The sequence below is a fragment of the Oceanicaulis sp. genome (assembly GCF_051859625.1).
In the GTDB taxonomy this organism is placed as follows: Bacteria; Pseudomonadota; Alphaproteobacteria; order Caulobacterales; family Maricaulaceae; genus Oceanicaulis.
Map to the genome: position 1 here is coordinate 861,592 of NZ_JBHYFH010000001.1, position 25,942 is coordinate 887,533.

The window sequence follows — 25,942 nt, forward strand, 5'->3', positions numbered from 1 at the left end:
CACGTTCATCCGTTCAGGTCGCGTTCAGTTTTCTCCAACCCATAATGCGTGTAAGGTTTTAGTCTATGGGGGAGACGAAAATGAGCAAGAAACGCAAGGTCTCACGGCGCTCTTTTCTGACGCAAGTCGCCGGTGGCGTCACAGCGATCGGCGCGGCGGGTCTGACCGGCTGCGCAACCGCGAGCGGTCAGGGTTACACCGGTCAAACGGATGCGGATTCCGGTCCTTACGCAGACGCTATGGGATACGGCCGGAATGGCCGGTATGGCGGCGGGCGCAATTGCACGGACGCGGATCAGGGCAATTATGCAGACCCCGCCAACCAAGGACGCAATTGCCGCGGCCAGTCCGGTTACACCGATGCAGACCAAGGCCCCTACGCTGATCCGCCCGGTCAGGGACGAGGCGGTCAGCAAGGCGGTTACACCGATGCTGACCAGGGCCCGTACGCGGACCCGCCCGGACAGGGGCGCGGCGGCCAGCGCGGCGGTTACACCGATAACGATCAAGGCCCCTATGCCGATCCGCCCGGACAAGGACGCGGCGGACAAAACGGCGGCTATACCGACAATGACCAGGGATCCTATGCGGACCCGGCAGGCCAAGGCCGAGGCGGTCAACGCGGCGGCTACACGGACAATGACCAGGGTTCTTACGCGGATCCGGTCGGTCAGGGGCGCGGCGGTCATAGAGGCGGCCAGCGCGGCGGTCGTCAGTGTTCGGATTCTGATAGCGGACCGTATGCCGATCCCGCCAATCAGGGCCGGCGCTGCTAAGCGACATGACCTTATCTCATGAAACGGCGGGCGTGCTGGCCGAGTTGATCGCGCCGCATGCGGCTGAAAACTTTTTCGCGACGGTGTTCGAGGCCCAGGCGCTCCATGCGCCTGGATCCGCTCCAGACCGTTTTTCATCCCTGATCAGCCTTGAGGCGATTGACGCCATGCTGGCCGAGGGCCTGTTTCGCGAGGGGGATCTGTCCATGGCGCGCGCCGAGCCGCGCCTGGCTGACGGCGCCTGGTTGCGTGAGGACGGCCTGGTGGATCGCGGCGAGGTCGCCCGGCTCTATCAGCAAGGCGCGACGCTGATCCTGCCTCAGCTGCAAGCGCGCCATCAGCCGCTGGCGGATTTGTGCCGCCAGCTGGAAGCGGATTTTTCCTGCCCGGTCCAGACCAATATCTACCTCACCCCGCCCAACGCGCAGGGGTTTCAGACCCATTACGACAATCATGACGTTCTGGTGCTGCAGGTGGAGGGCGCCAAGCGCTGGCGGCTGTATGACGCCCCGGTGGGCGTGCCCTATCGCGGCGAGCGCTTCACACCGGGTCGCTTCGCCCAGACCGAGCCCCGCGAAGAGCTGGTGCTGGAGCCGGGCGATGTCCTGTATGTGCCGCGCGGGCTGATGCATGACGCGGTCAATGAGGGCGATGATCAGGCCTCGCTTCACATCACCACGGGCTTACTGGTGAAAACCTGGGCGGACTTCCTGCTGGAAGCGGTGTCCGAAGCCGCCCTGCGCACGCCCGCCCTGCGCCGCGCCCTGCCGCCGGGCTACGCCAGGGGCGCGGTCAGCCGCGATCATTTTGACGAGGCGTTCAGAAGCGCGCTGCGCGATGTGGGTGAAAATGCTGATCTTGATGCGGTGATCAGTCTGTTCACTGACACCGCCATCACCTCGCGCCCGGCGGACACGCGCGGCGCGCTGACCTTCGGAGCGCTTACGGAGGATACGCGGATCAAACGCCGGCCGCTGATCGCGCTGGAGCTGACCGAGGATGGCGATCACCTCGCCCTGGTCGCCCCCGGCGGCGCGCTGACGTTTGATGTGGAGGCCGAGGCCGGGCTTGAGCGCCTGCTCTCAGGCGAAGCGATCAGCCTGTCTGATTTCAGCGCCATGGACGACGCCAAGGCCCGCGATGTGATGGAACGCCTGATCGCGTACGGGGCGGCGGCGCGGGTTTGACCCGCCCCGCCGTCTCCCCTCACAACGCCCTAGCGATTGTCCAACTGCGCGCGCACCAGCTCCAAACCGCGGCGCGTGACCCGATAGGGTCCGCCCTTGCGGGAGGCGAGGGCGCGTTTGGCCTTGAGCTTTCTGAACAGGCGCGGCGTCACGCCGGGCATTCTCCAGCCTTCGCGCGTGATCAGCTCCACATCCACAATGCGGCCTGATGAGGTTTTGACGGCCGTAATGCAGCCGCCCTTGGCCAGCGCGTGCAGCACGCGCTGTTCGTCTTTTGAGATATCCATTGGATTTGTCGGTCCCGAGGGTCCGCAGCCGGACTGCAGACACAAGAAAACGGCGCTCGCCGACATGCAGCGAACGGGCTCTTGAAGGCCGCCTCTCCCCCGCAAACCGCGAGGGGAGGCCCTATCGGGTCTCAGACAAAGTATTACGCATAAGCGGTCTGGATATCAGAATTGACCCAGACCGCCTATGACCTGAAGGACACAGGGACGACGCTAGACGCGCTTGAGCGCCTGCTCGACCACGGCGTCGGCGGTGACGCCGAAATGCTGATAGAGCGCGTCCGCCGGCGCCGAGGCGCCAAAGCCCTCCATGCCCACAAAGCCGCCTTCCAGGCCGATCAAGCCGTCCCAACCCCAGCGCAAGGCCGCTTCAACCGCCACGACAGGCAGTTTCGGATCGACCACAGAGGCGCGATAGCCTGCATCCTGCTTCAGGAAAGTCTCAAGCGACGGCGCAGAGACGACGCGCGCGTGAACGCCCTTGTCCTTGAGTGTGGCCTGCGCCTCGATCGCCAGGCTCAGCTCGGTGCCGGTGCCGATCAGGGTGATCTGGGCGTCGCCCTCGGCTTCGCGGATCACATAGGCGCCCTTGCCTGACAGGTTCTTGGACCCATCGTCCTGACGCACATGCGGGACTTTCTGACGCGACAGCACCAGCACCGTCGGGCCGTCGGTGCGTTCGAGCGCGCATTTCCACGCTTCAGCCGCTTCCACCGCATCGCCGGGACGGTACACCGCCACATTGGGCATGGACCGCAGGGCGGTCAGATGCTCGACCGGCTGGTGGGTCGGGCCGTCTTCGCCAAGACCGATGGAGTCGTGAGTGAAGACATAGATCACCGGCTGGTTCATCAGCGCAGACAGGCGGATGGCGCCGCGGCAATAGTCAGAGAACACCAGGAAGGTGCCCGAATAGGGCCGCAAACCGCCATGCAGCGCCATGCCGTTCATGGCCGCCGCCATGCCAAACTCGCGCACGCCATAGTGGACATAGGAGCCTGAAAAATCGTCCGGCGTGATCGAGGCCATGCCCGGCGCATGAGTGTTGTTGGAGCCCGTCAGGTCCGCCGAGCCGCCGATAAGGCCGGGGAAGGCCTGCCAGAAGGCTTCAATCGCCTTGCCCGAGGAGGCGCGGGTCGCCAGCGCCGGCTTGTCGTTGAGCGTTTTTTGGATGTGCGCGTCCAGCGCGTCCAGCGCAGCTCTCGGCGGTTCAGCCGACATTTGCGCCTTGAAGGCCTCGGCCTTGTCCGACGCGGTCAGGCGCGCGTCCCAGGCCTCGCGCGTCTGCGCGCCCAGCTCGGAGACAAAGCGCCAGCCGTCATAAATCTCGTCAGGGATCACGAAGGGCTCATGGCTCCAGCCCAGGGCTTCGCGGGCGCCCTTGATCTCCTCGGCGCCCAGCGGCGCGCCATGGCTGCCGGCGGTGCCCGCCTTGGTTGGGGCGCCAAAGCCGATCGTGGTCTTGCACGCGATCAGCACCGGCTTGTCAGACATCTTGGCGTCGTTGAGCGCCTTGTCGACAGCCGCCGCGTCATGCCCGTCCACTTCCAGCGTCATCCAGCCTGCGCTCTCAAAACGCTTGCGATGGTCGACCGTGTCAGACAGCGCGGTGTCGCCGTCGATCTGGATGGAATTGTCGTCCCACAGCACCACCAGCTTGTTGAGCTTGAGATGGCCAGCGATGGAGATCGCTTCCTGGCTGACGCCTTCCTGAAGGTCGCCGTCAGAGGCGATCACCCAGGTGCGGTGATCCACCAGATCATCGCCGTAATGCGCGTTCATCATGCGCTCGCCCAGCGCCATGCCCACAGCCGTCGCCAGGCCCTGGCCCAGCGGGCCGGTGGTGGTCTCGATGCCCGGCGCATGACCGAATTCAGGGTGGCCGGCGGTTTTGGAGCCCAGCTGACGGAAGTTTTTGAGCTCTTCCATCGTCATCTCTTCAACCCCGATCAGGTGCAGGATCGAATAGAGCAGCATGGAGCCATGACCCGCCGACAGCACGAACCGGTCCCGGTCCGCCCACTGGGTGTCCTTGGGGTCAAACTTGATGTGCCGGGTCCACAGCACGGTCGCGGCGTCCGCCATGCCCATGGGCATGCCGGGGTGGCCGGACTTGGCGGCTTCAACAGCGTCCATGGACAGGGCGCGAACCGCATTGGCGAGGGGCTGGATCCGGGCCGGATCAAGAGCGGGCTGGGTCATATCGCTGGCCTTTATCGTGTGCGGGTGCGAAGGGCGTATCGGCAAAGTGTTTACACAGCCCTGAGCATCATCAATCAAGGCCCAATCGGTGCGTCAGCTCACGCGCCGGGCCGTCAAACCCGGCCATGTCGCCGGAAAGAATGGAGCGGGCAAGGCTTTTGCCCAGCTCGACGCCCCATTGGTCAAACGGGTTGAGGCCGTAAATCACGGCTTCCACAAAGACTTTGTGCTCATGCAATGCGATCAGCGCGCCCAGGGTTTCAGGGCTCAGCCGATCCATCACGAATGTGGCGCTCGCGCGCCCGCCCCGGATCGCCTTGTGCCTCGCCAGCTCGCCCTCGCCCGTGCGGCCATGGGTCAGGGCCGCGCCCTGTGCGGCGAGATTGGCGTTTAACGCCCGCACGCGCTCGTCTTTCCGGCCATGGTCGGCGATGGCGATGAAATCGACCGGAGCCTCATCCAGCCCCTGATGCAGCCATTGAAACACTGAATGCTGCAGGTCTGATCCGCGTCCGCCCCAGACCAGGGGTCCGCTATGGCCCTCAGACAAAGGCTGCCCTTCGGCGTTCACGGATTTGCCCAGGCTTTCCATTTCCAGCTGCTGCAGATAGCTCGGCAGCCGCTCGAGGCGGGAGGAATAGGCGGCCACACAGCGCGACGGCAGCCCCAGACCCGCCCGATTGAACACGTCGACCAGCGCTTTCGCCACGGGCATGTTGCGCGCGAGCGGCGTTGTCGCGACATGCTCGTCCATCGCTTGCGCGCCTTTGAGCAGGCGATCAAACACGTCAGAGCCCAGACCCGTCTCCAGCGCCAGACCGGCTGCAGACCACAGCGAATAGCGCCCGCCAACTCCGTCGAGAAAGGCGAAGATACGCGCCTCGTCCAGACCAAACGCCTTGGCCTTGTCAGGACAGGCGGTGGCGGCGGCGAAGCGGGCGCTGACACCCGCCTCTCCCAGATGCTCGAGGATCCAGGCGCGCGCCGCGCGCGCATTCATCAAGGTTTCCTGGGTGGTGAAGGATTTGGAGATCACAAGGATCAGCGTGGTCTCAGGATCAGCGCCTTCCAGCGCGTCATCAAGATCGGCCGGATCGAGATTGGAGACGAAATGCGTCTCGACGCCGTCGCGGCGGAACGCGCCAAGCGCGTCATAGACAAAGCGCGGTCCCAGATCAGAGCCGCCAATGCCGATATTGACCACGCGCCGCACCGGATGACCGTCCAGCGCATCGGGCCGCCCCATGAGGTCGGCGAAAGCGCGCGTCTTCTTACGGGTGGCGATCATCGCCGCGGCGGCGTCCGACTCGCCCAACAGCGCAGGATTACGGCAGGCGGGATGCAGGGCCGGGCGTTGTTCCGTGCCGTTCACGATCTCGCCCGCGAACAGGGCCGCCAGCCGTTCGTCGACGCCTAAAATGTCAGCCCGCTCGACCAGCGCCCGCCAGGTCGGCAGGGTCAGCTTTTGTCGGCGCAAATCGAGATAAAGTCCCGCTGCTTCGAACTGCAGCGCGTCTGACCGCGCCTCGTCTGACAGAAGGCTCGCCATATCAACGCTGGCCTGCGCCGAAGCGATCGCCTTCATCCCCGTCTCAGACGTCATCCTCATCCCCTTCGACCGGACGCTCGGCCGCCCAGATCAGCACCGTCAGCCCGCCTTCAATGCCTTCTGGCTCAAGGGTGCGCAAGGATTTCAGGGTCAGCCCGCTGGTCTGCAGCCAGGCTGTGACCTGCGCGGGCGGGAAGCCCAGCCAGCGATGGTGGTGCTGGATGCGCAGGGTCTCATGATGATGCTCGGCGAAGTCCACCACCAGCAGCAAGCCGCCGGGCGCCAGCACGCGCGCGCACTCAGATAGCGCCGCTTGCGGGTCCGGCAGGTAATGCAGCACCTGATGAAGCGAGACGAGATCGGCCGCGCCTTCATCCAGCGGCAGGGCTGATGCATCGGCCTGACGCACGAAGCGCGAGGACAAGCCCGCTTCGGTCAGCTTGGCGCGCGCCACATGGAGCATCTCACGGCTCAGATCGACGCCCATGCCCTCATCGGCCTGATCGATGAACAGCTCGAGAATACGGCCCGTCCCGGTGCCGACATCCACATGCTGTTTGAAGCGGCGATCCTTGGCCAGATCCAGCATCGCGGCTTCCACCTCGGCGTCGGAAAAGTGCAAGGAGCGAATCTGAGACCATTCCTGAGCGGCGGCTTCGAAATATTTCGCGGCCTCTTCGGCGCGCAGACGCTTGAGCTCTTGCAGGCGCTGACGATCACGATGGACCTGAGGCTCATTGGCTTCGGTGAATTCCTCCACCAGCGCGGCGAGACGGCTCACCGGCCCGGTGCGCATCAGGCGGTAAAACACCCAGCCGCCCTCGGGAAAGCGTTCGCACAGACCGGCGTCGGCCAGAAGTTTGAGATGGCGCGAAATACGCGGCTGGCTTTGCCCCAGCACCTGCATGATCTCGCTGACGGTGAGTTCGCCCTGCGCCAGCAAAGACACAATCCGCAGGCGTGTCGGCTCCGCAAGAGCCTTGAGCTTCGCCAACAGATCAGATTGCATGGTCTCTCCCACCCAGCGCCGAACCGCGCCTGTAGCCTATCCCCCACCGCTTAGCGGGAGAATGCCGAAAAGTCATCTTTTCGGCGCGGTTTAAGGCGCGATCAGTTCAGGCGGAGTTGGTCGAAGACTGTTGGAATGGCGGATTTGAACTTGAAAAAGCCCTTGGTCGCGTAGGGGTGAAAGGCCGCATCCCAAGACCGGCGCATCTCGCAAAGCGTGAGGTCGGCTTGCGCCAACGCGGCTCGATACGCCGCCATCTGGTCCTGACCCGGCCCAACCGCCGGTCGCTGCATCAGGATTTGCTTCGCGCCAGCTGACCGCGCCATGTCGATGACATCCTCAATGTGCGCGGCGGCTTGCGCGGTCAGGCCAAAATGGGCGCCCGCGCGCTTGGCGCCGTCTATCAGGGCCTGCTGGGTAAAGCGCGCCGCGCACTCTCCCAGCTCGAGTTCCCCCCGCGCCAAAGGCTGCGCCTGACGAACCACCGCGCGCACGTCGAGCCTATCAGCAGCCCAGCTCTCGGCGTGCAAATCCTCCTCATGCAGCCAGACCAGGGCGGGAGCGTCAGGATCAGGCGCCTCCCCCGCCGCAAGCGTCTGCGGGGCCGGGTGCTGTAGCGCAGGGTCAAGCGGCGGCGCGTCGTGCGCCAGCGCGCCAGCATCCGGCGTGAAACGACCGCCTGTGTACTTTTCAATATTGGAGGCGCGGGCCAGATAGGTCTTGCCCGCCGTCTGGAGCCCGCCCACCCAACGCCAGCTCAGCGTGTTGGAGGCCGGGTCGCCATCGATCAGATGGCGCAGGAACAGATCCGCGCCCAGAACCCAGGGCAGCTCCAGCGTATAAATCCAGATCGAGGCGAACCACATCCGTGCGTGATTGTGCAGATAGCCGGTCTGCATCAGCTCGCCCACCCAGGCGTCAAAGCATTCAAGCCCTGTCAGACCGTTTCGGGCCGCGTGATACCGGCGGCGCAGAGCTTCGTCTTCGCCCAGCGTGTGTAAGGCTTGAGACAGCTCAGCCTTGTACTCTGACCAGCGCGAGGGGCGCAGCTCCAGCCAGCCTTTCCAATAGGTCCGCCAGCACACTTCCTGGATGAATTTCTCGGCGGTTTGAAGCCCATGAGCTTTCAGCGCCGCCTGGGCCAGTTCAGGCTCCAGAACCAGCCTATGGCGCACATGCGCGCTCAACACAGAGATGTTGGAGCGGTCTTCAGGACCGAAATCAAAATTGCGCTGCGCCGCATAGCGCCGCCCCATCATGGGGGTGAAGGCTTTCAGGCGATCCAGGCCCGCCTGGCGGTCGGGCGTTGGCGGCACGGGAGGCGAAGCGAATAACTCTGTCTGGCTCATGGTGGCGGAGCTAGACCGGGATTTGCGTCAGGAAAGTCCGGCGCTCTGCAGATTGCTGTTGAGGTGGGCTGCTCGCGTGGTGGTGAAGAGCGCGCTGACCACGCCCGGCCGACCGAGCGCCAGCTTAAGACCGTCCGGGACCGCGATTCGCCCGCGCCCGGCGCCTTTTGATCGCACTCTCTTGGCCAGCGGGTAGAGGTCCGCCAGTGAACGCGGCGCCCGCCATCCAGGCGGCGCATCACCGGCGGTTTCAATCGCCATGATGGGAAGCCCCGCCTGCGCAGCCCGGTCGAGGGCCGCCGTCTCCGCGCTGTCCAGAAAAGGATGAACCGGCGCCATGAGGACTTCAAACCAACCTGCATCCAGCGCCCAGTCGAGCGCTGGACCGCGCCCCGCAGCCCCCAGCATCTTATAGGCGCCAGCTTGCTTGAGCGCCCGCAATCGCGCCAGCAGAGCCGCGTCCAGCTCATGGGGCGCCGCGCCATGCAGGAAGAGGATGTCGACCCCCTCAACCCCCAACCGGTCAAGCGAGGCGCGCACGCTCGCCTCAACACCATCGGGCGACAGATCACGCCGTCGACCGGCAAGGCCATGACTAGTCAGCCCCGCCTTGGTGCAAATGACAAGGTCTGAGCGATCAACCGCTTTCAGCGCCAAACCGAGGCGCCGCTCGGCCTCCCCAGCTCCGTAAGACGGCGCCGTATCGAAGACGCGAACGCCGCCCGCGACCGCTTTCTCGATCAACGCCAGCGTCTCTGAGGCCGGAAGAAGGGGCGTGCCATGCGCGCCGGAGACGCCAAAGCCGAGAGCAGAAAACTTCATCATTCCCTCACGCTATGCCGTCCCAGGCCAAACCGCCATGGCAGAGTCCGCGCTTCGCTCGCACGGTGCAACTTGACAACCTCACAGTTCAGAACAGCTAATCACAGTGTGCGAACAATAAAAAATGCGCACCGATACACGCTCTGGGGAGGAGCTTTATGTTTAAACAAATGCTGGGGGCCTCATTGGCCGCCCTGTCTTTCGCGTCTGCGCCAGCACTTGCGCAATCGTGGGATTTCACAGCCGGCAAGTCTTATGTCTTCGGTGACAGCCTGTCTGACACTGGCAATGTGTTTTTGGCGGCAGGCGCTGGCGGACCACCGGTCTATTTCAATGGCCGCTTTTCCAATGGTCCCGTCTGGCACGAATATCTGACCGGTCAGACGCTGGCGCTGTCGCCCTTCCTGACCGGCGTACTCGGCGACGCCTCGAACGGGATCAACTTCGCCCATGGCGGCGCGCGCACCGCCGGCTTCGCCAGCGCGCCTGGCGGTCCGATCCTGCCCGGCTCCATCGAGCAGGCCCAGTTCTTCGCCGCTGGCGTCGCTGGAGGCCAGATCACAGCGCCGACCGATTCCGACATTTTCTCCATCTGGATCGGCGGCAACAACTTCCTTGCGGCGCTCGGCGGAGGAACTCTGGATATCGATCAGGGCGTCGCCGACATCCAGCAAACACTGTCGACGCTGGCGGACGCCGGCGCCCGGCGCTTTGTGCTGTTCGGGGTGCCGCCCATCGGCTCGTCCGTGGAAGCGCCCGCGCCGTTTGACGCCCAGTTCGACCTGGCGGCGGCGCAGTTCAATATCGGCCTGCGCGGCGTCGACGCCGCGATCAGCGCGCAATACGGCGCAGATGTGCTCTACATCAATGTCGAAGACCTGCTTCTGGACGTCTACGCCAATTCGAACCTTTACGGGTTCAGCGAGACGTCCACCGACTGCGTCAGCCAGGGCTTGCTGCTCGACGCCTGCCCGTCGGACTGGAGCGATTATGACGGCATCCATCCGACCACGCAGTCCCACGCCGTGCTGGCCGCTTTCGTGGTCGCCAGCGGCGCGAACGCGGATTATGCCGGACAAAGCGCCGGCGGCCTGACCGAGCACGCCTATCAGATCGGCCGCCATTTGATCGTGGACGCGCTCGACGAAGCAGGACGCGCCAGGTCCGAAACCGGCGGCTATGTCACCGGCGGCTGGCTGGACGGGTCCTTGGACGCCGGCGCACGCTCAGCTGGCGTTGATTATGACGGCTGGTCCGCTTCGGCGGGCTTCACCGCCAATCTCGACAACGGCTTTTTTACGGGCGCGCGCGCCAGCTTCGCTGACACCAGCAGCACCATTAGCGGCGTCCTGCCCGCCTCCGGCGATGCAGAGACTTTCGCCGTCGCCGTCCATGGCGGCTGGTCCACGGGCGCGTTCTACCTGATGGGCGGCGCAGGTCTGGGCCGCACCGACATGGACACCGTGAGGGCCACCGGGTTCGCTCCCCGCAACACCGTGACCGGCCAGCTGGTGGTGGATCACAGCTTCACGGCTGTTGAGGCCGGGCTGGATTTTGCAGCATCGGAGGCGTTTGCGCTGACGCCCTATCTGCGAGCGGTGTTCACTGATTACGACCTCGCAGCCAATATCGAGCAAGGCGTCCTTCTGAACGGTCGGGTGCAGGCGCTTGATTTCAGCAGCACGCTGTACGAGGCGGGCGTCCGCGCCAGCTGGCAGGTGTCTGAAGCAGGCAAACTGCAAGCCGGTCTCGCCTATGAGAGCGAAGATGACGCCGAGCGAACGGTCGGCGTGCTTCTCAACGACATTGACTTGTCCACAGCTTCAATTGGCGGAAACGAGGATGGGCTGCTGCGCGCCCAGCTGGGCTATGAGGCCCAGATCCGCGACCGGTTGAGCGTCGCCCTGACGGCCGCGGGTCGTTCTGGCGACGGCACGGAAAGCCTGCAGGCTCGCCTGCAGGTGCGTCTGGGCTTCTAAAGCCGATGAGCCCCGGCCTCTTTCAGAGGTCGGGGCCTCAGCCCAGCCTGGCTTCCACCAGTTTGATCGCCTTGCGCACCGCCTCGTCGACCGACATATCAGACGTGTCGAGTTCGATGGCGTCGTCCGCCTTGATCATCGGGGCGTCAGCACGGCTGGCGTCACGGGCGTCTCGCTGGCGTAACTGGCCCAGCACCTGCTCGAAACTGATCTCTTCGCCGCGATTGACGAGCTCGGCCCGGCGGCGCCAGGCGCGCGCTTCCTCGTCGGCGGTGACGAACAGTTTCACATCGGCGTCCGGGCAGATCACCGTGCCGATATCGCGTCCATCCAGCACAGCCCCGCCGTCCTGGGCGGCGAAAGCGCGCTGGACATCCAGAAGCGCCGCTCGCACCCGCGGATGAGCCGACACCACGCTGGCGGCCACGCCCGCTCCCGCAGTGCGAATTTTGGATTCGTCGATGGCGGCGACATCCAGGTCCCGCGCGACGCGCTCGGCTTCATCCGCGTTTTCCGGCGGCAAACCCTGCTCAAGCATGGCGACCGCCACAGCGCGATAGAGCGCGCCCGTATCCAGATGCGGCACGCCGAAACGCGCCCCCAGCGCCCGTGCAATGGTCCCCTTGCCCGAAGCGAGCGGACCATCCACGGCGATGACGATGGGGCGCGACTGACCCGCCATTATTCGAGGTTCGCCATGTCTTCGTCGGAGATGTCGAAGTTTGCGAACACGGTGCTGACATCATCAAGGTCTTCAAGCGCTTCCATGAGTTTCATCACGGTAGCCACCTTGTCGCCGGTCACCTCGATCAGGTTTTGCGGCTTCCAGATGATGTTGGCGGACTTGGCGTCGCCAAAGCGCTCTTGCAGGTTCGAGCTGACCTCGGCCAGGTCTTCCCGGGCGCAATAGATCACATGCTCGGGCGCCGGCTCGCCGTCATCATCGAGCAGGTCTTCTTGCACCACGTCTTCAGCGCCGGCTTCAATCGCCGCTTCAAACATGGCTTCTTCATCGGCGACCGAAAGCGGGAAACGGATCTCGCCCACCTGGTCGAACATGAAGCTGACAGACCCGGTTTCACCCAGATTGCCGCCATTCTTGGAAAAGGCGGCGCGCACTTCGCCGGCGGCTCGGTTCTTGTTGTCGGTTGAGGCTTCCACGATCAGGCCGATGCCTGCAGGACCAAAACCCTCATAGCGGATCTCGAAATATTCTTCGACATCACCGCCCGCCGCTTTCTTGATCGCGCGCTCGATATTGTCCTTGGGCATGGACTGGCCCTTGGCGTTCTGAACCGCCAGGCGCAGGCGCGGGTTCATGTCAGGGTCCGGGCCGCCCATTTTCACGGCGACCATGACTTCCTTGGACAAACGCGAGAACAATTTGGCGCGAGCTTTATCCTGGCGACCCTTGCGGTGCTGGATATTGGCCCATTTTGAGTGGCCGGCCATGGTCGAAACCTCCGGAAGGCAAATGGCGAGCTGCCGAGCATGGCAGCATGAATTCTTGAAGCGGGCCTTCTACCCTATTGAAGCCGCTTCGGCCAAGACCTTGAGCGCTCACCGCGCGCACTGGCCTTCAGCGCCGGGCCATGGCATTGAACCCATCTGTCCATTTTGCTGCACTTTATAGGCGCCTCATGTCTGTTATCGCCGTTATTCCCGCCCGATACGGCTCCACCCGTTTTCCCGGAAAACCGCTTCATGAAATCGCTGGCGTGCCCATGGTTGAGCGCGTGCGTCGGCTGGCCGCCGCCGCGCCCTCTATCGACCGGGTGATCGTCGCCACCGATGATGCGCGAATCCTTGAGGCCGTGAAGGCTTTTGGCGGAGAAGCCGTCATGACCCCCGAAAGCTGCCGCAACGGCACCGAGCGCGCCTTTGAGGCGGTGCGCGCGTTCGCTCAAGCTGACGACGTCATCGTCAATCTTCAAGGCGACGCGCCGCTGACCCCGCCCTGGGTGGTGGACGCCGCCGCCGCCGCCATGAAAGCGGACCCCGCGCTCAAACTCGCCACGCCCGCCGTGGCCCTGACGGACGACGCGCTCGACAAACTCAGCGAAGCCAAGCGCCGCGGAGAAGTCGGCGGCACCAGCGTCGTGTTCGACAAAGCCCTGAACGCGCTATACTTTTCAAAGGCCATCATCCCGTTCAAGCGCGAGAATACGGGCCTTCCGATCTATAAGCATATCGGGCTTTACGCCTATCGATTCGATACCCTGTCAGACCTGGTGGCGCTGGAGCCGAGCCCGCTTGAGCAAGCGGAAAGCCTTGAGCAATTGCGCGCGCTGGAGAACGGCATCCCGATCCGGATCGTGCTCACCGATTACCGTGGACGAACGCCCTATTCCGTGGACTCGCCACGAGACGCCGTCGTCGCGGCGGACATCATCGCTCGCGAAGGGGAGATTTTGTAATGCTGCTGATCCTGGCGCGCCACGGCAACACATTCGGCCCGGACGACACCCCGGTCTGGGTCGGAGCGAACGAAGATCTGCCGCTTGTCGAGAAGGGCCTGGAGCAATCGCGAGCCATGGGCGAAGCCCTGCGCACGCTGAACCAGTTGCCAGACCGGATCATCGCCGGCCCGCTCAAGCGCACCCGCACCGGCGCCCGGCTTGTTGGTGAGATTTGCGGTTTCACCGGCGAGGTCGAGATCGATGACCGCCTGCGCGAGATTGATTACGGCGTCTGGGGCGGCAAAACGGACGCAGAGATCACCGAAAGCTGGGGCGAAAGCGCCATCACCGATTGGCGCGAGCGCTCCATTCCGCCCAATGGCGCCGGCTGGAGCCCCACGGTGGAAACACTCAAAGCCAATGCCCGCAGCGTGCTGGATTCCGTGACTCGCGATCGGGGCGACGACACGACCGTCTTCATTCTGACGTCCAACGGCATCTTGCGGTATTTTCATGCGCTTCTGGCCACAGGCGCCCCGAGCGAAGACGCCAAGGTCAAGACCGGCCATATGGGCGCCGCGCGTGTGACCCATGAGGGTCGCGAGCTGCTGGCCTGGAATCTGCCGCCTGAAGCCTTTGTGAAAGCCCTCAATCCGTGACGACCCGCTGGCGTCTCTCCTCGGTCACCCTTGCGGTGCTGCTGACGCTGAGCGCTGTCTTCATCGCTGCGGGCGGGTTGGGGCTCGCCACATCCATGGCGCTGATCGGCTTCATCTTCACGCCGGTCATTTTCGTGTCTGGGTGGCGGTCCTTCAAAAGCGCGCCGACACTGGCGTTTCTTGGCGTGCTGAGCGTGACCTGGCTGTGCGCCTCTCATCTGTGGTCGCCATACGAGCGCGCCGACCAGGCCTATAAGCTGGCTCTGTTGATCCCGCTGTTTGTCATGGGCGCCTATATCGCGTGCCGCCTGACGGATGAAGAAGCAGAACGACAAGCCGGGGTCCTGAGCGTGGTGGCGCTTCTGGCAGGCGGTTATTTTCTGATCGAAGCGCTGACGGGCGGCCTGATCGGCGGCTGGATCGAGCTTGAGCTTGAAGACTCAAATTACCCCGCAGAAGCCATTCGCAACGCCAAGGTGACGCTGTCGCGCGGCGCCACCGCCTTCATGATGCTGGCGGGCCCCGTCGCGCTATATTTATGGCGGCGGGACGGCGCCTGGCGACGCGGGCTGGCCCTGACGCTTCTCGCCATGGCCGCATTCGCATCAGCCAGTTTTGATGTCGAAGCCAACATCCTGGCGCTTGTGTTCGGCCTGGTCGCTGCTGGCGCAACCCAGTTCGCCTCGCGCACAACCTTGCAGGTCATTTTGCTGGGCGCGGGCGTCTGGGTGTTGGGCGCGCCCTTATTCATGGGCATGGGCTTGGCCCTGATGCCCGACAGCGTGGAGGATGGCCTGCCGCTCTCCTGGGCCTGGCGACTGGAGATCTGGAAGGCCGTGCTGGAGCAAATCCGGCAATCGCCCCTGATCGGACATGGGCTCGACAGTATGCGGGCCTTGTCAGATTCAGTTGCCTATCGCGATGTCATGATCGACCGCCTGCCGCTCCACGCGCACAATGCCGGCCTGCATATCTGGATGGATGCGGGCGCGATCGGCGCGCTGCTCTGCGCTGCAACCCTGTTCGCCGGCGCGCGCGCGGTCGGACGCGCGCCCTTGAACGCTGATCAGATCACGGGTCTGGCCTATGTGGGCGGCATCTGGTGGGTCAGCGTCTTGCTGGGCTATGGCGTCTATCAGGAATGGCATCACGCTGCGCTCGCCCTGGGCGTTTTCGCAGCGTTCCTGAACAGGACAGGCGCGTCTGAATAAAGCGCCCCAGCGCGGCGCCGTTCTTGCTCCTCACACGCATACCCGCCGTCAGAGCGGAAGCAGTGGATCGAGGAGAGCCCATGTCGTCCCGGATTGATGCACACGCACCGCCCTACGCGCCTGCGCGCTCCACCGGCTCGATCAATCCCGTGCAGGTTTTCGTCCTGTCTGACATGAGCGCGATCAGCCTGTCCGGCATCGCGCTTCAGGCGCTGCACGCCCTGACCGGCGGCGTTTCCGAACAAGGCGAACTTGCGATTTTCTTTCTGGCGGGCGTGCTGCTCATCGGCTGGTTCAACGCCCAAGGACACTATCGCAGCCGTGAGCCGGTGATGGGCGCGGCCGGCACGATCTTCAAAGCCTCCGCCCTGGCCTTGCTGGCGCAAATCGCCGGGATGAGCGCCTATGGCGATCTGAGCGGCGCATTGCCCGTCCTGGCGGCCTGGGTCTGCGTCCCCGTTCTGGTTCTGGGATTGCGGCTGGGCGTGCGCGCCCTGTTCACTCTCAGCGGCGGCTGGCTGCAGCCGGTCACCGTGCTGGCGCCCCAGGACCTGACCCTGACGCCCGACAGCGTCATCCGCTCTGAGGCCGGACATGGTCTGCACGCCGAGCGCAGTCTGGCGCTCGAGCCTTTCGCGCAGCTGAGCGATGCGGCTTTGCTTGAGCAGATCGCGCCCCTCACCCAGCGCCCCGTCTTCCTGGCGCCGGACGCGGCGACGCAAGGCATCGCCGCCCGTATGGCGCGTCTCCTGTCAGCGCAGGGCGCATCCTATTATTATCGCCCGGCCCTGGGCGCGGTCTCGGGCGAATCCTTCGATCTGGTGCGCTTTCCGCCAGAAGACGGCGTGATCCTGTCCATGATCAATGCGCAGGACCGTCCGTTCGCTCAAGCGCTCAAGCGCGGCTTTGACGTCATCGCATCGGCCGGGGCGCTGGTGTTTCTCAGCCCGGTATTGATCTTGATCATGCTCGCGATCCGCAAGGATGGCGGCCCGATGATGTTCAGCCAGCAACGCGTGGGCGCCGACGGCCAGCCTTTCGGCTGCCTGAAATTTCGCACCATGGTGGTCAACGCCGAAGCGCGTCTGGCTGAAATCCTGGAGAGCGATCCCGAACGCGAAGCGCAATGGCGCGCCTATCAGAAACTGGACGATGATCCGCGCATCACCCCGGTTGGACGTTTGTTGCGCATGGCCAGCCTCGACGAACTGCCCCAGCTGATCAATGTCCTCAAAGGCGATATGAGCCTTGTCGGGCCGCGACCGATGACGCTGGATCAACAAGAGTGTTATGGCCAGGCCATGCTGGATTACCAGCGCGTGCGTCCGGGTCTGACCGGCTTGTGGCAAGTCAATGGCCGCAACGACACCACGTTTGAAGAACGCGCCCGTCTGGACAGCCATTACGTGCAGAACTGGTCACTCTGGCGCGACGTCGTGATCCTGATCCGCACGGTCCGCGAAGTCCTGTTCAGCTCTGGACGCTAGAGCGGCGGTTTCTCTAGCACGATCCGGTCTTGAAACTCACCGGCTTGCAGAGGGGTCGACCAGTGACCGGGCTCCAAAGGCTCCGCGAACTGCAACCCCGCCTCACGCAACCAGACTTCAAACACGGCGCGCTCATAGCCGATCGCGCGCTCCGGCTCTCGCGGATCCGCCGCCCAGGCGCCGTCGCGAAATGGCTGCAAGGACAACACTGCGTCTGACAGCTCCATGCCCGGTTCCACGATGAACCCGGTCAGGCACAAGCGCCCGCCCGGTTTCAGGACCCGCCCCGCCTCCTTGAGATAGGCGGCGGCGTCTTCAGGGAGCAAATGGCTGAACAGTGAAATCGCCAACGCCGCGTCGATGCTCGCGGCCTCGACCGGAAAGCGATACCCGGTCGCCTTGTCGCCTGCGCCGCCATATTCGCGGCTTTGCACATCGGCCCGAACAAACACGAAGTCGGCCTCGCCATGGACATGCTGACGGGCAAACCGGAGCGCCCGCTCTGACAAATCAAAACCTGTATAGCGTCCCTGCGCATTCAGATACTCGGCGAGGCAAAACGCAATGCGGCCCGCCCCGCATCCCATGTCCAGCACATGGGCGGACGGCTCAAGCCCGGCCGAGCGCTGGAACCAGCTGAAATAGGCCTGACCGATCTGGTGGAAATCACCGCCGCCCACATTGTGCCAGACCCGCCAGGGGCGCGGCGCGCCAGGCGTACGCCAGCGCGCCGGCAAATCCCGGGCGTCGCTCGCAAGATTCCACAGGAAATTCACAAGAGGCCGCGGCAGGGTCTGATGCGTCCAGGTTTTGACCGCGTTTGCAGCGCCCATGCAGCCTTCCTCATTTCCAAACCGGTTTTATGGTGCTGTTATGATTGAGGACTAAAGCTGGTTCAAGATATCGACGTCTCATTGCTGACCGGAGCGCCCCATGCAGATCTTTCTCGACACCGCCGAAATCACTGAGATCGAAGCGCGCGCCGGCCTTATCGATGGGGTGACGACCAACCCGTCCCTGATTGCGAGATCCGGCGCCGGGGTGTTTGACCGCATCAAGGAAATCGCCAAAACGGTGTCTGGCCCGGTCAGCGCCGAAGTGGTGGCGTCAGATTATGACGGCATGCTGGAAGAAGGCCGCAAGCTGCGCGCCCTGGGCGATAATGTGGTGATCAAGCTGCCGCTGACAGCGCCCGGGCTTCAGGCCTGCCGCGAATTCCACGCAGAAGGCGTGCCCACCAACGTCACCTTGTGTTTCTCGCTCAGTCAGGCGCTGATGGCGGCCAAGGCCGGGGCGACCTTCATCTCACCATTTGTGGGCCGCATTGACGACGCCGGATCAGACGGGATCAACCTGCTTGAAGACATCCGGGCGATGTATGATCAGTACGGGTTCGAAACCTCGATCCTCGCCGCTTCCCTGCGCCATCTCAAGCATGTGGAAGGCGCAGCCCTCGCCGGATGTGATGCGGCGACCTTGCCTGTGAAAACCTTTGATCAGCTCATCAAGCACCCCCAGACGGATCTGGGACTGGACGCCTTTATGGCGGACTGGAAAGCGACAGGTCGCTACGGGCTGGTCTAGGACTCCGACTTCAAACCGACTTTCATACGATTTCTCCCGCTTGTCTCTTGAAGATCGCGACTCGAAGTGAATATGCATATTCACCTAGAGTCAGGTTTTTCAAAAAGGGGAGAATGATGCGTTTGGATATCTTTGCCGTTTCCGGACTGGCGCTGGCGCTGGCGGCTTGCTCGGCTCCATCAGACGAGGCTCAGTCCGAGCCTGCTGATACGGTGGATGCGTCTCAGACCGAATCCAATGTCGGCGATCTTGAGCATGGCGTAGCCATGGCGTCCGCCGACGCGCCGCTCTGCCAAGGATTCGGTCCGCAGACGCCCCGCGACATCACAAACCCTGAGGGGTTGAACTCCGTGATGTTCGACCTGGCGCCCGAGCCCGCCCAGATGAATCTGTGCAACATTCACACGCATACCAACGCCGAACACAAAGGCCCGGGCTTCTCGGTGTTCGTCGGCGACGGCGTCAATGGCGGCTATGCCTGCAATGATGCTGCGAACCTGACCGAGGAAGAGCTGCGAGACCCTTATGAGGGCGAAGGCGCATTCGGCCATGTCAGCCCCGGCGATACGATTGAAGTGCACTGGGTCTATTCCAGTTGTGACATTGCGCCTGGCGAAGGCCTGGGCTCATGCCTGAGCGACACTTGCACTGATCCCGTCCTGCGGGTCGAGGCGCAGACCTTCCTGGTGGTCAATGATCCCGACGCGCTGGACTTCACCCAGTTTGGTTATGCCGGTGAGGCCAATGAAGCGGGCTATCACCAACCGATGATGCTGCCGTCAGGCACCGGCGAACCGGTGCTGTTCCGTGGCTCCACCACCGGGCCGAGCTATACCCAGTCCACCTGCTCGCCCCTGGAAGTCACCTGGAATGTTCGCCCGCAATGCGCGCGCGTGGACATCAGCTCCCTGCACCGTTGGGCTGAAGAGGGCAATGTTTTCAATGAGACTGAAAGCCATGGCGTGCGCCAGCTGGTGACAGCGCCGGAACTGCTCTCGCCGATCGAATAGAGATTGATCTCCGCCACTCAAGCCCCCGCCTTCCGGCGGGGGTTTTTTGTGTATGGACTTATCCCTTGATCAGGCGCGCGCGGATCGTGCCGTCGATAGCGCGAACGCGATCCAGGAAATCGCCCGGCAGATCGCCTTCAAGATCAGCGACCGCATAGCCCAGATCGCCTTCGGTTTGCAGGAACTGCGCGGCGACGTTGGCGCCCACCTGCTCCACAGCGTCATTCAAACGCCGCAGGAAGCCCGGACGGTTCTTGTGCGGGGCGAGAACGCGGGTGCGTCCCGGCTGGATAGGACCGGGGTCCACATGGGGAAAGTTCACGGCAAACGTGGTCGACCCTTCATACAGATACCGCGCCAGCTTGCCCGCCGCGTCCAGACCGATGGCCTGCTGCGCCTCCAGCGTCGAGCCGCCGATATGCGGGGTCAGGATGACATTGGCGCACTGGGTGAGCGGGCTTTCAAAGCGCTCATCCTTGCTTTTGGGCTCAACCGGGAACACGTCCACCGCCGCGCCGGCGAGATGACCGGAATTGAGCGCCGCGGCCAAGGCATCCACATCCACCAGGTCTCCACGGGCCTGATTGATCAGGAACGCGCCGGGTTTCATCCGGGCGATCTCGCGCTCGCCGATCATGTTCTTGGTGCGGGCGGTGGAGGGCACGTGCAAGGTGACCACGTCGCACTCAGACAAAAGCCCGTCGAGCGTATCCATCGGGCGGGCGTTGCCATGAGCCAGCTTGGGCGCAATGTCATAGTAATAGACATGCATGCCCAGAGCAGACGCCAGCACGGACAGCTGGGCGCCGATATTGCCGTAGCCGATAATGCCGAGCTTCTTCTTGCGCACTTCATTGGCGCCGTCAGCGGTTTTCAGCCATTCCCCGCGCTGGATCGCGAACATCTTTTCGGGAATGCGCCGCATCAGCATGATCACGGACGCCAAAGTCAGCTCGGCCACCGAGCGGGTGTTGGCGAAGGGCGCATTGAACACCGGCACGCCGCGCTCGGCGGCGGCGTTCAAATCAACCTGATTGGTGCCGATGCAGAAGCAGCCAATAGCCTGAAGCTCTTTGGCGGCGTCCAGCAGGGCCGCGTCCACATGGGTGCGTGAGCGGATGCCCAACGCGTGCGCGCTGGCGATTTCCGTTTCCAGCTGAGCGCGGTCAGGAGACCCCGACAAACGCTTCACCGTCACCGGCCCGGCTGTCTGCAGGGCGCTATCGGCGTCCGGGTGCACGTTTTCGAGCAAAAGGGCGGTGTATTCAGGGGTGTGAGCCATGGGGGCGTCCAATGATCATGTTGCGTCGCACCACTGTGCCCAAATGACCAGACATTTCAATGCTGGGTTCGGGCATATCCTGAATTCATCCTGCGCCTCGCCTTGCCGCCGTCCCCCTGCACGCGTATCTGGAGACGCCATACGCCGTCGATCAGACCGCCCATTCTTGAGGAGGCTTTCATGAAGACCCGCGCCGCAATTGCATTCGCCCCCAACAAACCGCTTGAAATCCATGAGGTGGACCTTGAAGGGCCGCGCGCAGGCGAAGTCCTGGTCGAGATCATGGCGACCGGCGTCTGCCATACCGATTCCTACACGCTCGACGGCAAGGACAGCGAAGGCATCTTCCCCTCCATTCTGGGCCATGAAGGCGCCGGGATCGTACGTGAAGTCGGCGAAGGCGTGACCAGCGTGAAGCCGGGCGATCATGTGATCCCGCTCTACACGCCGGAATGCCGCCAGTGCAAAAGCTGCCTGAGCCAGAAGACCAATCTGTGCACCTCGATCCGCTCCACCCAGGGCCAGGGCCTGATGCCGGACGGGACGTCGCGCTTCAGCCTGAATGGTGAAAAGATCCACCATTATATGGGCTGCTCGACCTTCTCGAACTTCACCGTCATGCCCGAAATCGCGCTGGCGAAAATCCGCGAGGACGCGCCGTTCGACAAGGTCTGCTATATCGGCTGCGGCGTCACCACGGGCGTTGGCGCTGTGATCTTCACCGCCGGCGTCGAACCGGGCGCCAATGTCGCGGTGTTCGGCCTCGGGGGCATCGGCCTGAATGTGATCCAGGCCGCCCGCATGGTCGGCGCGGACAAGATCATCGGCATCGATATCAACCCGGCCAAGCGCGCCCATGCCGAAAAGTTCGGCATGACCGACTTCATCAATCCCAATGAAATAGGCATGGACAAGGTCGTCGAGGCCATTCTCGACATTTCCGGCGGCGGCGCGGATTACAGCTTTGACTGCACGGGCAATGTGAACGTCATGCGTCAGGCGCTGGAATGCTGCCATCGCGGCTGGGGCGAGAGCATCATCATCGGCGTGGCCGAGGCGGGCCAGGAAATCTCCACCCGCCCCTTCCAGCTGGTCACCGGCCGGGTCTGGAAAGGGTCAGCCTTCGGCGGCGCGCGCGGCCGGACCGATGTGCCGAAAATCGTCGACTGGTACATGGACGGCAAGATCGATATCGACAGCCTGATCACGCACAAGATGCCGCTCGACGACATCAACACCGCCTTCGACCTGATGCATGCAGGCGAAAGCATACGCTCGGTCGTGGAGTTCTGATCTGACGCTCTTCATCGACGCTGACGCCTGTCCGGTGAAGGATGAGGCGATCAAGGTGGCCGAACGCCATCGCACCGAGGTCAAGCTGGTGTGCGATGGCGGTCTGCGCCGCCCGCAAAGCCAATGGGCGGAGCTGGTGATCGTACCGGAAGGCGCGGACGCCGCCGACGACTGGATCGCCGAGCGGATCGGGCCGGGCGATATCTGCATCACCGGGGACATTCCCCTGGCCGACCGATGTTTGAAGGCGGGCGGCAAGGCGATTGATCATCGCGGGACAGAGTTTGACTCGCACTCCATCGGGTCGAAACTCGCCATGCGCGATCTGATGACGGACCTACGCAGCGCCGGAACCATGGAAGGGGGCGGCGGCAAGCCGTTCGGCCCCCGCGACCGGTCGAACTTTCTCAACGGGCTCGAACGCCTGTTCCAGGATCTCAAACGAGGACGATAAGCCCATGGAACTGAAATCCGAAAACCGCAGTTTTGGCGGCCGCCAGCAGGTCTGGACCCATCAGTCCAAGGAAACCGGCACGGACATGACGTTCTCGCTCTACCTGCCGCCCGCCGCGGAAGACGGCCCGGTTCCGGTCGTGCTTTATCTGTCAGGCCTGACCTGCACCCACGCCAATGTCACCGACAAGGGCGGCTTCCAGCGCGTCTGCGCCGAGCTGGGCCTCGCCTTCCTGGCCCCCGACACCTCGCCGCGCGGTCTCGATCTGCCGGGCGAGCATGAGAGCTATGATTTCGGCTCTGGCGCCGGCTTCTATGTGGACGCCACGCAAGCGCCCTGGGCCAAACACTACCGCATGGAAAGCTATGTCACCGGCGAACTTCTGAAGGTCGCGGGCGAGGCCGCGCCGTGCCTGGATTTGGAAGACATCGCCATCACGGGCCATTCCATGGGCGGGCATGGCGCGCTGACCCTGGGCCTGAAGCGCCCCGACCTTTTCAAGGCGATCAGCGCCTTTGCCCCCATCAGCTCACCCATCCACTGCCCCTGGGGTCAGAAAGCGCTCGGCGGATATCTCGGCGATGATCTGAAGACCTGGCGCCAATACGACGCCTGCGCCCTCATTGAAGACGGCGCGCGGTGCGAGGCCGGCATTCTGGTGGACCAAGGGCTAGGCGATCAGTTCCTGTCTGAACAGCTCAAACCTGAACTGCTCGAAGAAGCCTGCCGCAAGGCCGGCCAGCCGCTGACGCTGCACCGCCAGGACGGCTATGATCACAGCTATTTCTTCATCGCCACCTTCATGGAAGACCATTTGCGGTGGCTGAGCGAACGGCTCTGATCAGACCTCGGGGATGATCTCTGCGAGCTGGCCGCCCACGCGGATCGGCTCGCAGCGCACCGCCAGCCCCGTCGCGTCATCGGTCTCCACATAGAGCCCGCACACGGTCGCCTCGCCCGAGGCCGGGGTGAAGCGGCCCGAGCGCATATGGGTGACGAAGCGATTGATCGGCTCGTCCTTCACCATACCGATGACGGAATCATAATCGCCGCACATGCCCGCATCGGTCTGATAGGCCGTGCCCTTGGGCAGGATGCGATGATCGGCAGTCGGCACATGGGTGTGGGTGCCCACGACCAGGCTGGCGCGGCCATCGCAATAATTGCCCAGCGCCACCTTCTCGCTCGTCGCCTCGCCATGCATGTCGACGATGATGGCGTCCGCCACCGCGCCCAGCGGGCAGGAATCGATCTCATGGCTGACCGAGGCGAACGGGTCTTCCAGCGGCTGCATGAACAGGCGCAGCATCACGTTCATCACCAGCACCCGGCGGCCGTCCGGCAGGTCATAAAGCCCCGCTCCGCGCCCCGGCGCCGTGCCTTCGCGATAATTGACCGGGCGCAGCAGGCGCGGCTCACGCTCAATATGCGACAGGGTTTCAGACTGGTCCCAGGCGTGATTGCCGAGCGTCAGAACATCTGCGCCCGCATCATACATCTCGTTGGCGGTCTTTTCGGTGATCCCGAAGCCGCCCGCCGCGTTCTCGGCGTTGACCACGACGAAATCGAGCTGGAGCTGTTTGCGAAGATCAGGCAACGCCTCGCACAGCCCGTCCCGGCCCGACTTGCCGACTACATCGCCAAAAAACGCAATACGCATGAAACCGCCTATCCTTGCTCAGGCGTGCGGATATAGGCGAAGCGAGCCTGTTAGGCCAGCGATGGCCTGCGCCGGGCGTCAGCCCACAAACGATTTTTCGACCACATATTGGGCCGGACGCGCGTTGGAGCCTTCTTTCAGACCCGCGCGGTCACACCGCTCCTTGCACGAGTTGAGCATCTCCATGGAGCCGCAGATCATCACCCGGTCGGTGTCGGGGTTGAGCGGCGGGACGCCCAGCTCGTCATAGATGACGCCGTCATCCATCAGCTGGGTGATCCGGCCCTTGCGCTCGAACTCTTCGCGGGTGACGGACGGATAATAGACCAGCTTGTCGCCGACAAACTCGCCCACCAGCGGGTCTTCGCGCACGGCGTCGACCAGCTCCTTGCCATAGGTCAGCTCGGCCACCTCGCGGCAGGTATGGGTCAGGATCACCTGATCAAAGCGTTCATAGGTCTCGGGATCGCGGATCACGGAGGCGAAGGGCGCGATGCCGGTGCCGGTGGACAGGAGATAGAGCCGCTTGCCCGGCTCCAGCGCATCGAGCACCAGGGTGCCGACAGACTTCTTGCCCATCAGGATGGTATCGCCGGGCTGGATATGCTGCAGCTGGCTGGTCAACGGGCCGTCCGGCACTTTGATCGAATAAAAATCAAGCTCTTCATCCCAGGCCGGGCTGGCGATGGAATAGGCGCGCAGCAGCGGTTTGCCATCGACCATCAGGCCGATCATCACAAACTCGCCCGAGCGGAAACGGAAGCTTTGCGGGCGTGTCACCCGGAATGAAAACAATCGGTCGGTGTAATGCCGGACCGCAATGACTTCCTCTTCCGTAAACGCGCCCATCGCCGTCTCGCTTTCTGAAGTTGATAAGTGAGGGCGTTCTAGGCCGGGGGCGGCTTCTTGCCAATGGTTCGCACTGCGGCGCGCGGTCACGCCCCGGATCATCCCGATCAGTCGCCGAAGCCGGGATCACGGACCTTGTCGGACACTGGCAGCTGGCCAAAAACCGAATGCACGCCGGAGACATAATGGGGCTGGTTGTTATTGACCTGCCCGGGCAGGGCGAAGCTCCCCAGATCCACGGTGGAGCCGCCCGCATAGCCCAGGCTCTCGACCGGGCCGAAGGCCGCCTCGATTTGCGCGATGCCTGCAGCATCCGCATAGGCGGCGTAGCCATTGGGATCGGTTTGCGCCGCCGGATCGCAGCCGGCTGCGGCGCGCGTATGCTCAGAACCGCCCGCACAGAGCAGGCCGCGCAAGGCCCCGGCCTTGCGTTCACTGACGGCAGGTCCCGCATCCGGCGCCCAGCCCGCTTGTCCGCCTTCCGCCGTCAGCACCTGTTGCGGCGCCGGTTCAGAGGGTGGCGAAGGGGCCGCAGTTGCAGCCTCGGCCTGACGCTGAGGCGCAGGAGCAGGTTCGACAAGCGCTGCATCAGACGTGAGCGCTGGCCCATCTTGCACCGGCTCCGGGACGGGTTGAGGCGCGACGCTGGATTCTGGTTCCTCAACGGGCTCAGGCTCGACTTCGGGGACCGTCACCATCGTCAGATGGATCGTGCGATCGGGGAGCGGCTGCGGGTTCGGCGCATGCAGCAGATACAGCGCCGCAGCGCCGAGCCCCAGATGCAACGCCGCGGCCACAGCGCCCGACGCCCATTTCAGCACAGTCGGACTGATTTCGCCGGTCAGTCTCGACAGGGAGACCGCCGACAAATCGGGAGAGGCGAGCGCGTTCATT

Annotated in this window: 25 protein-coding genes; 12 read left to right on the forward strand and 13 right to left on the reverse strand. The window is 63.8% G+C overall.

Annotated features, from left to right (window positions below; genetic code table 11):
• Positions 1-80 precede the first annotated feature (80 nt).
• Entirely contained in the window at positions 81-776 is a 696-nt protein-coding gene (locus tag ACTIGF_RS04155; protein WP_439635667.1) for a hypothetical protein, read from the forward strand.
• Between the two features lie 5 nt (positions 777-781).
• Positions 782-1,963 (forward strand): cupin domain-containing protein, encoded by a 1,182-nt coding sequence (locus ACTIGF_RS04160; RefSeq protein WP_439635668.1) that lies wholly within the window; start codon positions 782-784, stop codon positions 1,961-1,963.
• 29 nt (positions 1,964-1,992) lie between these two features.
• Here the strand turns inward: ACTIGF_RS04160 and ACTIGF_RS04165 are convergent, their stop codons facing one another.
• The 6 genes from ACTIGF_RS04165 to ACTIGF_RS04190 all read right to left on the reverse strand — a co-directional run bounded on the left by ACTIGF_RS04165 (position 1,993) and on the right by ACTIGF_RS04190 (position 9,181).
• On the reverse strand, positions 1,993-2,250 hold the full coding sequence (locus ACTIGF_RS04165) for a YjhX family toxin (protein ID WP_439635669.1): 258 nt from the start codon (positions 2,248-2,250) through the stop codon (positions 1,993-1,995).
• A gap of 213 nt (positions 2,251-2,463) precedes the next feature.
• Positions 2,464-4,452, reverse strand: coding sequence for a transketolase (tkt, locus tag ACTIGF_RS04170; protein WP_439635670.1), 1,989 nt, complete (start codon positions 4,450-4,452; stop codon positions 2,464-2,466).
• Between the two features lie 70 nt (positions 4,453-4,522).
• Entirely contained in the window at positions 4,523-6,055 is a 1,533-nt protein-coding gene (gene pgi / locus ACTIGF_RS04175) for a glucose-6-phosphate isomerase (protein ID WP_439635671.1), read from the reverse strand.
• On the reverse strand, positions 6,045-7,010 hold the full coding sequence (locus ACTIGF_RS04180) for an ArsR/SmtB family transcription factor (RefSeq protein ID WP_439635672.1): 966 nt from the start codon (positions 7,008-7,010) through the stop codon (positions 6,045-6,047). Before ACTIGF_RS04180 ends, pgi begins: the two co-directional genes overlap by 11 nt.
• A 101-nt stretch (positions 7,011-7,111) precedes the next feature.
• On the reverse strand, positions 7,112-8,359 hold the full coding sequence (locus tag ACTIGF_RS04185; RefSeq protein WP_439635673.1) for an FAD-binding domain-containing protein: 1,248 nt from the start codon (positions 8,357-8,359) through the stop codon (positions 7,112-7,114).
• A gap of 27 nt (positions 8,360-8,386) precedes the next feature.
• Complete coding sequence (locus ACTIGF_RS04190; protein ID WP_439635674.1) at positions 8,387-9,181, reverse strand: aldo/keto reductase; 795 nt, start codon at positions 9,179-9,181, stop codon at positions 8,387-8,389.
• A 158-nt stretch (positions 9,182-9,339) separates the two neighbouring features.
• Between ACTIGF_RS04190 and ACTIGF_RS04195 the strand changes: the two genes are divergently transcribed.
• The gene (locus ACTIGF_RS04195) at positions 9,340-11,160 is read left to right on the forward strand and encodes an autotransporter domain-containing protein (RefSeq protein WP_439635675.1); all 1,821 of its coding nucleotides are present in this window, start codon (positions 9,340-9,342) and stop codon (positions 11,158-11,160) included.
• A gap of 37 nt (positions 11,161-11,197) precedes the next feature.
• On the opposite strand, the gene cmk is transcribed toward ACTIGF_RS04195, so the two are convergent.
• A complete protein-coding gene (cmk, locus tag ACTIGF_RS04200; RefSeq protein ID WP_439635676.1) occupies positions 11,198-11,842 on the reverse strand; it encodes a (d)CMP kinase in 645 nt (214 codons plus the stop codon).
• A complete protein-coding gene (locus ACTIGF_RS04205) occupies positions 11,842-12,612 on the reverse strand; it encodes a YebC/PmpR family DNA-binding transcriptional regulator (RefSeq protein ID WP_439635677.1) in 771 nt (256 codons plus the stop codon). Before ACTIGF_RS04205 ends, cmk begins: the two co-directional genes overlap by 1 nt.
• 188 nt (positions 12,613-12,800) lie before the next feature.
• Between ACTIGF_RS04205 and kdsB the strand changes: the two genes are divergently transcribed.
• From kdsB to ACTIGF_RS04225, 4 genes are all read left to right on the forward strand, one after another.
• On the forward strand, positions 12,801-13,577 hold the full coding sequence (kdsB, locus tag ACTIGF_RS04210; RefSeq protein WP_439635678.1) for a 3-deoxy-manno-octulosonate cytidylyltransferase: 777 nt from the start codon (positions 12,801-12,803) through the stop codon (positions 13,575-13,577).
• Positions 13,577-14,218, forward strand: a complete 642-nt coding sequence (locus ACTIGF_RS04215; RefSeq protein WP_439635679.1) for a histidine phosphatase family protein — start codon at positions 13,577-13,579, stop codon at positions 14,216-14,218. The genes kdsB and ACTIGF_RS04215 overlap by 1 nt, the downstream gene beginning before the upstream one ends.
• The gene (locus tag ACTIGF_RS04220; protein ID WP_439635680.1) at positions 14,215-15,429 is read left to right on the forward strand and encodes an O-antigen ligase family protein; all 1,215 of its coding nucleotides are present in this window, start codon (positions 14,215-14,217) and stop codon (positions 15,427-15,429) included. Before ACTIGF_RS04215 ends, ACTIGF_RS04220 begins: the two co-directional genes overlap by 4 nt.
• Before the next feature lie 80 nt (positions 15,430-15,509).
• Positions 15,510-16,916: an exopolysaccharide biosynthesis polyprenyl glycosylphosphotransferase gene (locus ACTIGF_RS04225; RefSeq protein WP_439635681.1), complete on the forward strand. Its 1,407-nt coding sequence runs from the start codon at positions 15,510-15,512 to the stop codon at positions 16,914-16,916.
• Here the strand turns inward: ACTIGF_RS04225 and ACTIGF_RS04230 are convergent.
• Entirely contained in the window at positions 16,913-17,749 is an 837-nt protein-coding gene (locus ACTIGF_RS04230; protein WP_439635682.1) for a methyltransferase domain-containing protein, read from the reverse strand. The genes ACTIGF_RS04225 and ACTIGF_RS04230 overlap by 4 nt on opposite strands.
• A gap of 100 nt (positions 17,750-17,849) precedes the next feature.
• On the opposite strand from ACTIGF_RS04230, the gene fsa reads away from it, so the two are divergent.
• Positions 17,850-18,500, forward strand: a complete 651-nt coding sequence (fsa, locus tag ACTIGF_RS04235) for a fructose-6-phosphate aldolase (protein WP_439635683.1) — start codon at positions 17,850-17,852, stop codon at positions 18,498-18,500.
• A 116-nt stretch (positions 18,501-18,616) separates the two neighbouring features.
• Complete coding sequence (locus ACTIGF_RS04240; RefSeq protein WP_439636646.1) at positions 18,617-19,510, forward strand: delta-class carbonic anhydrase; 894 nt, start codon at positions 18,617-18,619, stop codon at positions 19,508-19,510.
• A gap of 58 nt (positions 19,511-19,568) precedes the next feature.
• Here the strand turns inward: ACTIGF_RS04240 and serA are convergent, their stop codons facing one another.
• Complete coding sequence (gene serA / locus ACTIGF_RS04245) at positions 19,569-20,792, reverse strand: phosphoglycerate dehydrogenase (protein ID WP_439635684.1); 1,224 nt, start codon at positions 20,790-20,792, stop codon at positions 19,569-19,571.
• A gap of 180 nt (positions 20,793-20,972) precedes the next feature.
• Between serA and ACTIGF_RS04250 the strand changes: the two genes are divergently transcribed.
• Genes ACTIGF_RS04250 through fghA form a run of 3 tightly spaced genes read left to right on the forward strand, consistent with a single transcriptional unit; the run spans position 20,973 to position 23,380 of the window.
• Complete coding sequence (locus tag ACTIGF_RS04250; RefSeq protein ID WP_439635685.1) at positions 20,973-22,085, forward strand: S-(hydroxymethyl)glutathione dehydrogenase/class III alcohol dehydrogenase; 1,113 nt, start codon at positions 20,973-20,975, stop codon at positions 22,083-22,085.
• Positions 22,048-22,539, forward strand: a complete 492-nt coding sequence (locus ACTIGF_RS04255) for a YaiI/YqxD family protein (RefSeq protein WP_439635686.1) — start codon at positions 22,048-22,050, stop codon at positions 22,537-22,539. The genes ACTIGF_RS04250 and ACTIGF_RS04255 overlap by 38 nt, the downstream gene beginning before the upstream one ends.
• Before the next feature lie 4 nt (positions 22,540-22,543).
• On the forward strand, positions 22,544-23,380 hold the full coding sequence (gene fghA / locus ACTIGF_RS04260; RefSeq protein ID WP_439635687.1) for an S-formylglutathione hydrolase: 837 nt from the start codon (positions 22,544-22,546) through the stop codon (positions 23,378-23,380).
• Here fghA and ACTIGF_RS04265 read toward each other — a convergent pair whose 3' ends face one another.
• The 3 genes from ACTIGF_RS04265 to ACTIGF_RS04275 all read right to left on the reverse strand — a co-directional run bounded on the left by ACTIGF_RS04265 (position 23,381) and on the right by ACTIGF_RS04275 (position 25,941).
• Entirely contained in the window at positions 23,381-24,199 is an 819-nt protein-coding gene (locus ACTIGF_RS04265; RefSeq protein ID WP_439635688.1) for a TIGR00282 family metallophosphoesterase, read from the reverse strand.
• A 78-nt stretch (positions 24,200-24,277) separates the two neighbouring features.
• A complete protein-coding gene (locus ACTIGF_RS04270) occupies positions 24,278-25,048 on the reverse strand; it encodes a ferredoxin--NADP reductase (RefSeq protein ID WP_439635689.1) in 771 nt (256 codons plus the stop codon).
• Positions 25,049-25,155: 107 nt separating this feature from the next.
• A complete protein-coding gene (locus ACTIGF_RS04275; RefSeq protein ID WP_439635690.1) occupies positions 25,156-25,941 on the reverse strand; it encodes a hypothetical protein in 786 nt (261 codons plus the stop codon).
• Position 25,942: the final 1 nt, after the last annotated feature.

Excerpts from the sequence above, each read along its gene's own strand:
- ACTIGF_RS04155 (WP_439635667.1), top strand. The coding sequence starts at position 81 with ATGAGCAAGAAACGCAAGGTCTCACGGCGCTCTTTTCTGACGCAAGTC.
- ACTIGF_RS04160 (WP_439635668.1), top strand. The coding sequence starts at position 782 with ATGACCTTATCTCATGAAACGGCGGGCGTGCTGGCCGAGTTGATCGCG.
- ACTIGF_RS04165 (WP_439635669.1), bottom strand. The coding sequence starts at position 2,250 with ATGGATATCTCAAAAGACGAACAGCGCGTGCTGCACGCGCTGGCCAAG.
- tkt (WP_439635670.1), bottom strand. The coding sequence starts at position 4,452 with ATGACCCAGCCCGCTCTTGATCCGGCCCGGATCCAGCCCCTCGCCAAT.
- pgi (WP_439635671.1), bottom strand. The coding sequence starts at position 6,055 with ATGACGTCTGAGACGGGGATGAAGGCGATCGCTTCGGCGCAGGCCAGC.
- ACTIGF_RS04180 (WP_439635672.1), bottom strand. The coding sequence starts at position 7,010 with ATGCAATCTGATCTGTTGGCGAAGCTCAAGGCTCTTGCGGAGCCGACA.
- ACTIGF_RS04185 (WP_439635673.1), bottom strand. The coding sequence starts at position 8,359 with ATGAGCCAGACAGAGTTATTCGCTTCGCCTCCCGTGCCGCCAACGCCC.
- ACTIGF_RS04190 (WP_439635674.1), bottom strand. The coding sequence starts at position 9,181 with ATGAAGTTTTCTGCTCTCGGCTTTGGCGTCTCCGGCGCGCATGGCACG.
- ACTIGF_RS04195 (WP_439635675.1), top strand. The coding sequence starts at position 9,340 with ATGTTTAAACAAATGCTGGGGGCCTCATTGGCCGCCCTGTCTTTCGCG.
- cmk (WP_439635676.1), bottom strand. The coding sequence starts at position 11,842 with ATGGCGGGTCAGTCGCGCCCCATCGTCATCGCCGTGGATGGTCCGCTC.
- ACTIGF_RS04205 (WP_439635677.1), bottom strand. The coding sequence starts at position 12,612 with ATGGCCGGCCACTCAAAATGGGCCAATATCCAGCACCGCAAGGGTCGC.
- kdsB (WP_439635678.1), top strand. The coding sequence starts at position 12,801 with ATGTCTGTTATCGCCGTTATTCCCGCCCGATACGGCTCCACCCGTTTT.
- ACTIGF_RS04215 (WP_439635679.1), top strand. The coding sequence starts at position 13,577 with ATGCTGCTGATCCTGGCGCGCCACGGCAACACATTCGGCCCGGACGAC.
- ACTIGF_RS04225 (WP_439635681.1), top strand. The coding sequence starts at position 15,510 with ATGTCGTCCCGGATTGATGCACACGCACCGCCCTACGCGCCTGCGCGC.
- ACTIGF_RS04230 (WP_439635682.1), bottom strand. The coding sequence starts at position 17,749 with ATGGGCGCTGCAAACGCGGTCAAAACCTGGACGCATCAGACCCTGCCG.
- fsa (WP_439635683.1), top strand. The coding sequence starts at position 17,850 with ATGCAGATCTTTCTCGACACCGCCGAAATCACTGAGATCGAAGCGCGC.
- ACTIGF_RS04240 (WP_439636646.1), top strand. The coding sequence starts at position 18,617 with ATGCGTTTGGATATCTTTGCCGTTTCCGGACTGGCGCTGGCGCTGGCG.
- serA (WP_439635684.1), bottom strand. The coding sequence starts at position 20,792 with ATGGCTCACACCCCTGAATACACCGCCCTTTTGCTCGAAAACGTGCAC.
- ACTIGF_RS04250 (WP_439635685.1), top strand. The coding sequence starts at position 20,973 with ATGAAGACCCGCGCCGCAATTGCATTCGCCCCCAACAAACCGCTTGAA.
- ACTIGF_RS04255 (WP_439635686.1), top strand. The coding sequence starts at position 22,048 with ATGCAGGCGAAAGCATACGCTCGGTCGTGGAGTTCTGATCTGACGCTC.
- fghA (WP_439635687.1), top strand. The coding sequence starts at position 22,544 with ATGGAACTGAAATCCGAAAACCGCAGTTTTGGCGGCCGCCAGCAGGTC.
- ACTIGF_RS04265 (WP_439635688.1), bottom strand. The coding sequence starts at position 24,199 with ATGCGTATTGCGTTTTTTGGCGATGTAGTCGGCAAGTCGGGCCGGGAC.
- ACTIGF_RS04270 (WP_439635689.1), bottom strand. The coding sequence starts at position 25,048 with ATGGGCGCGTTTACGGAAGAGGAAGTCATTGCGGTCCGGCATTACACC.
- ACTIGF_RS04275 (WP_439635690.1), bottom strand. The coding sequence starts at position 25,941 with ATGAACGCGCTCGCCTCTCCCGATTTGTCGGCGGTCTCCCTGTCGAGA.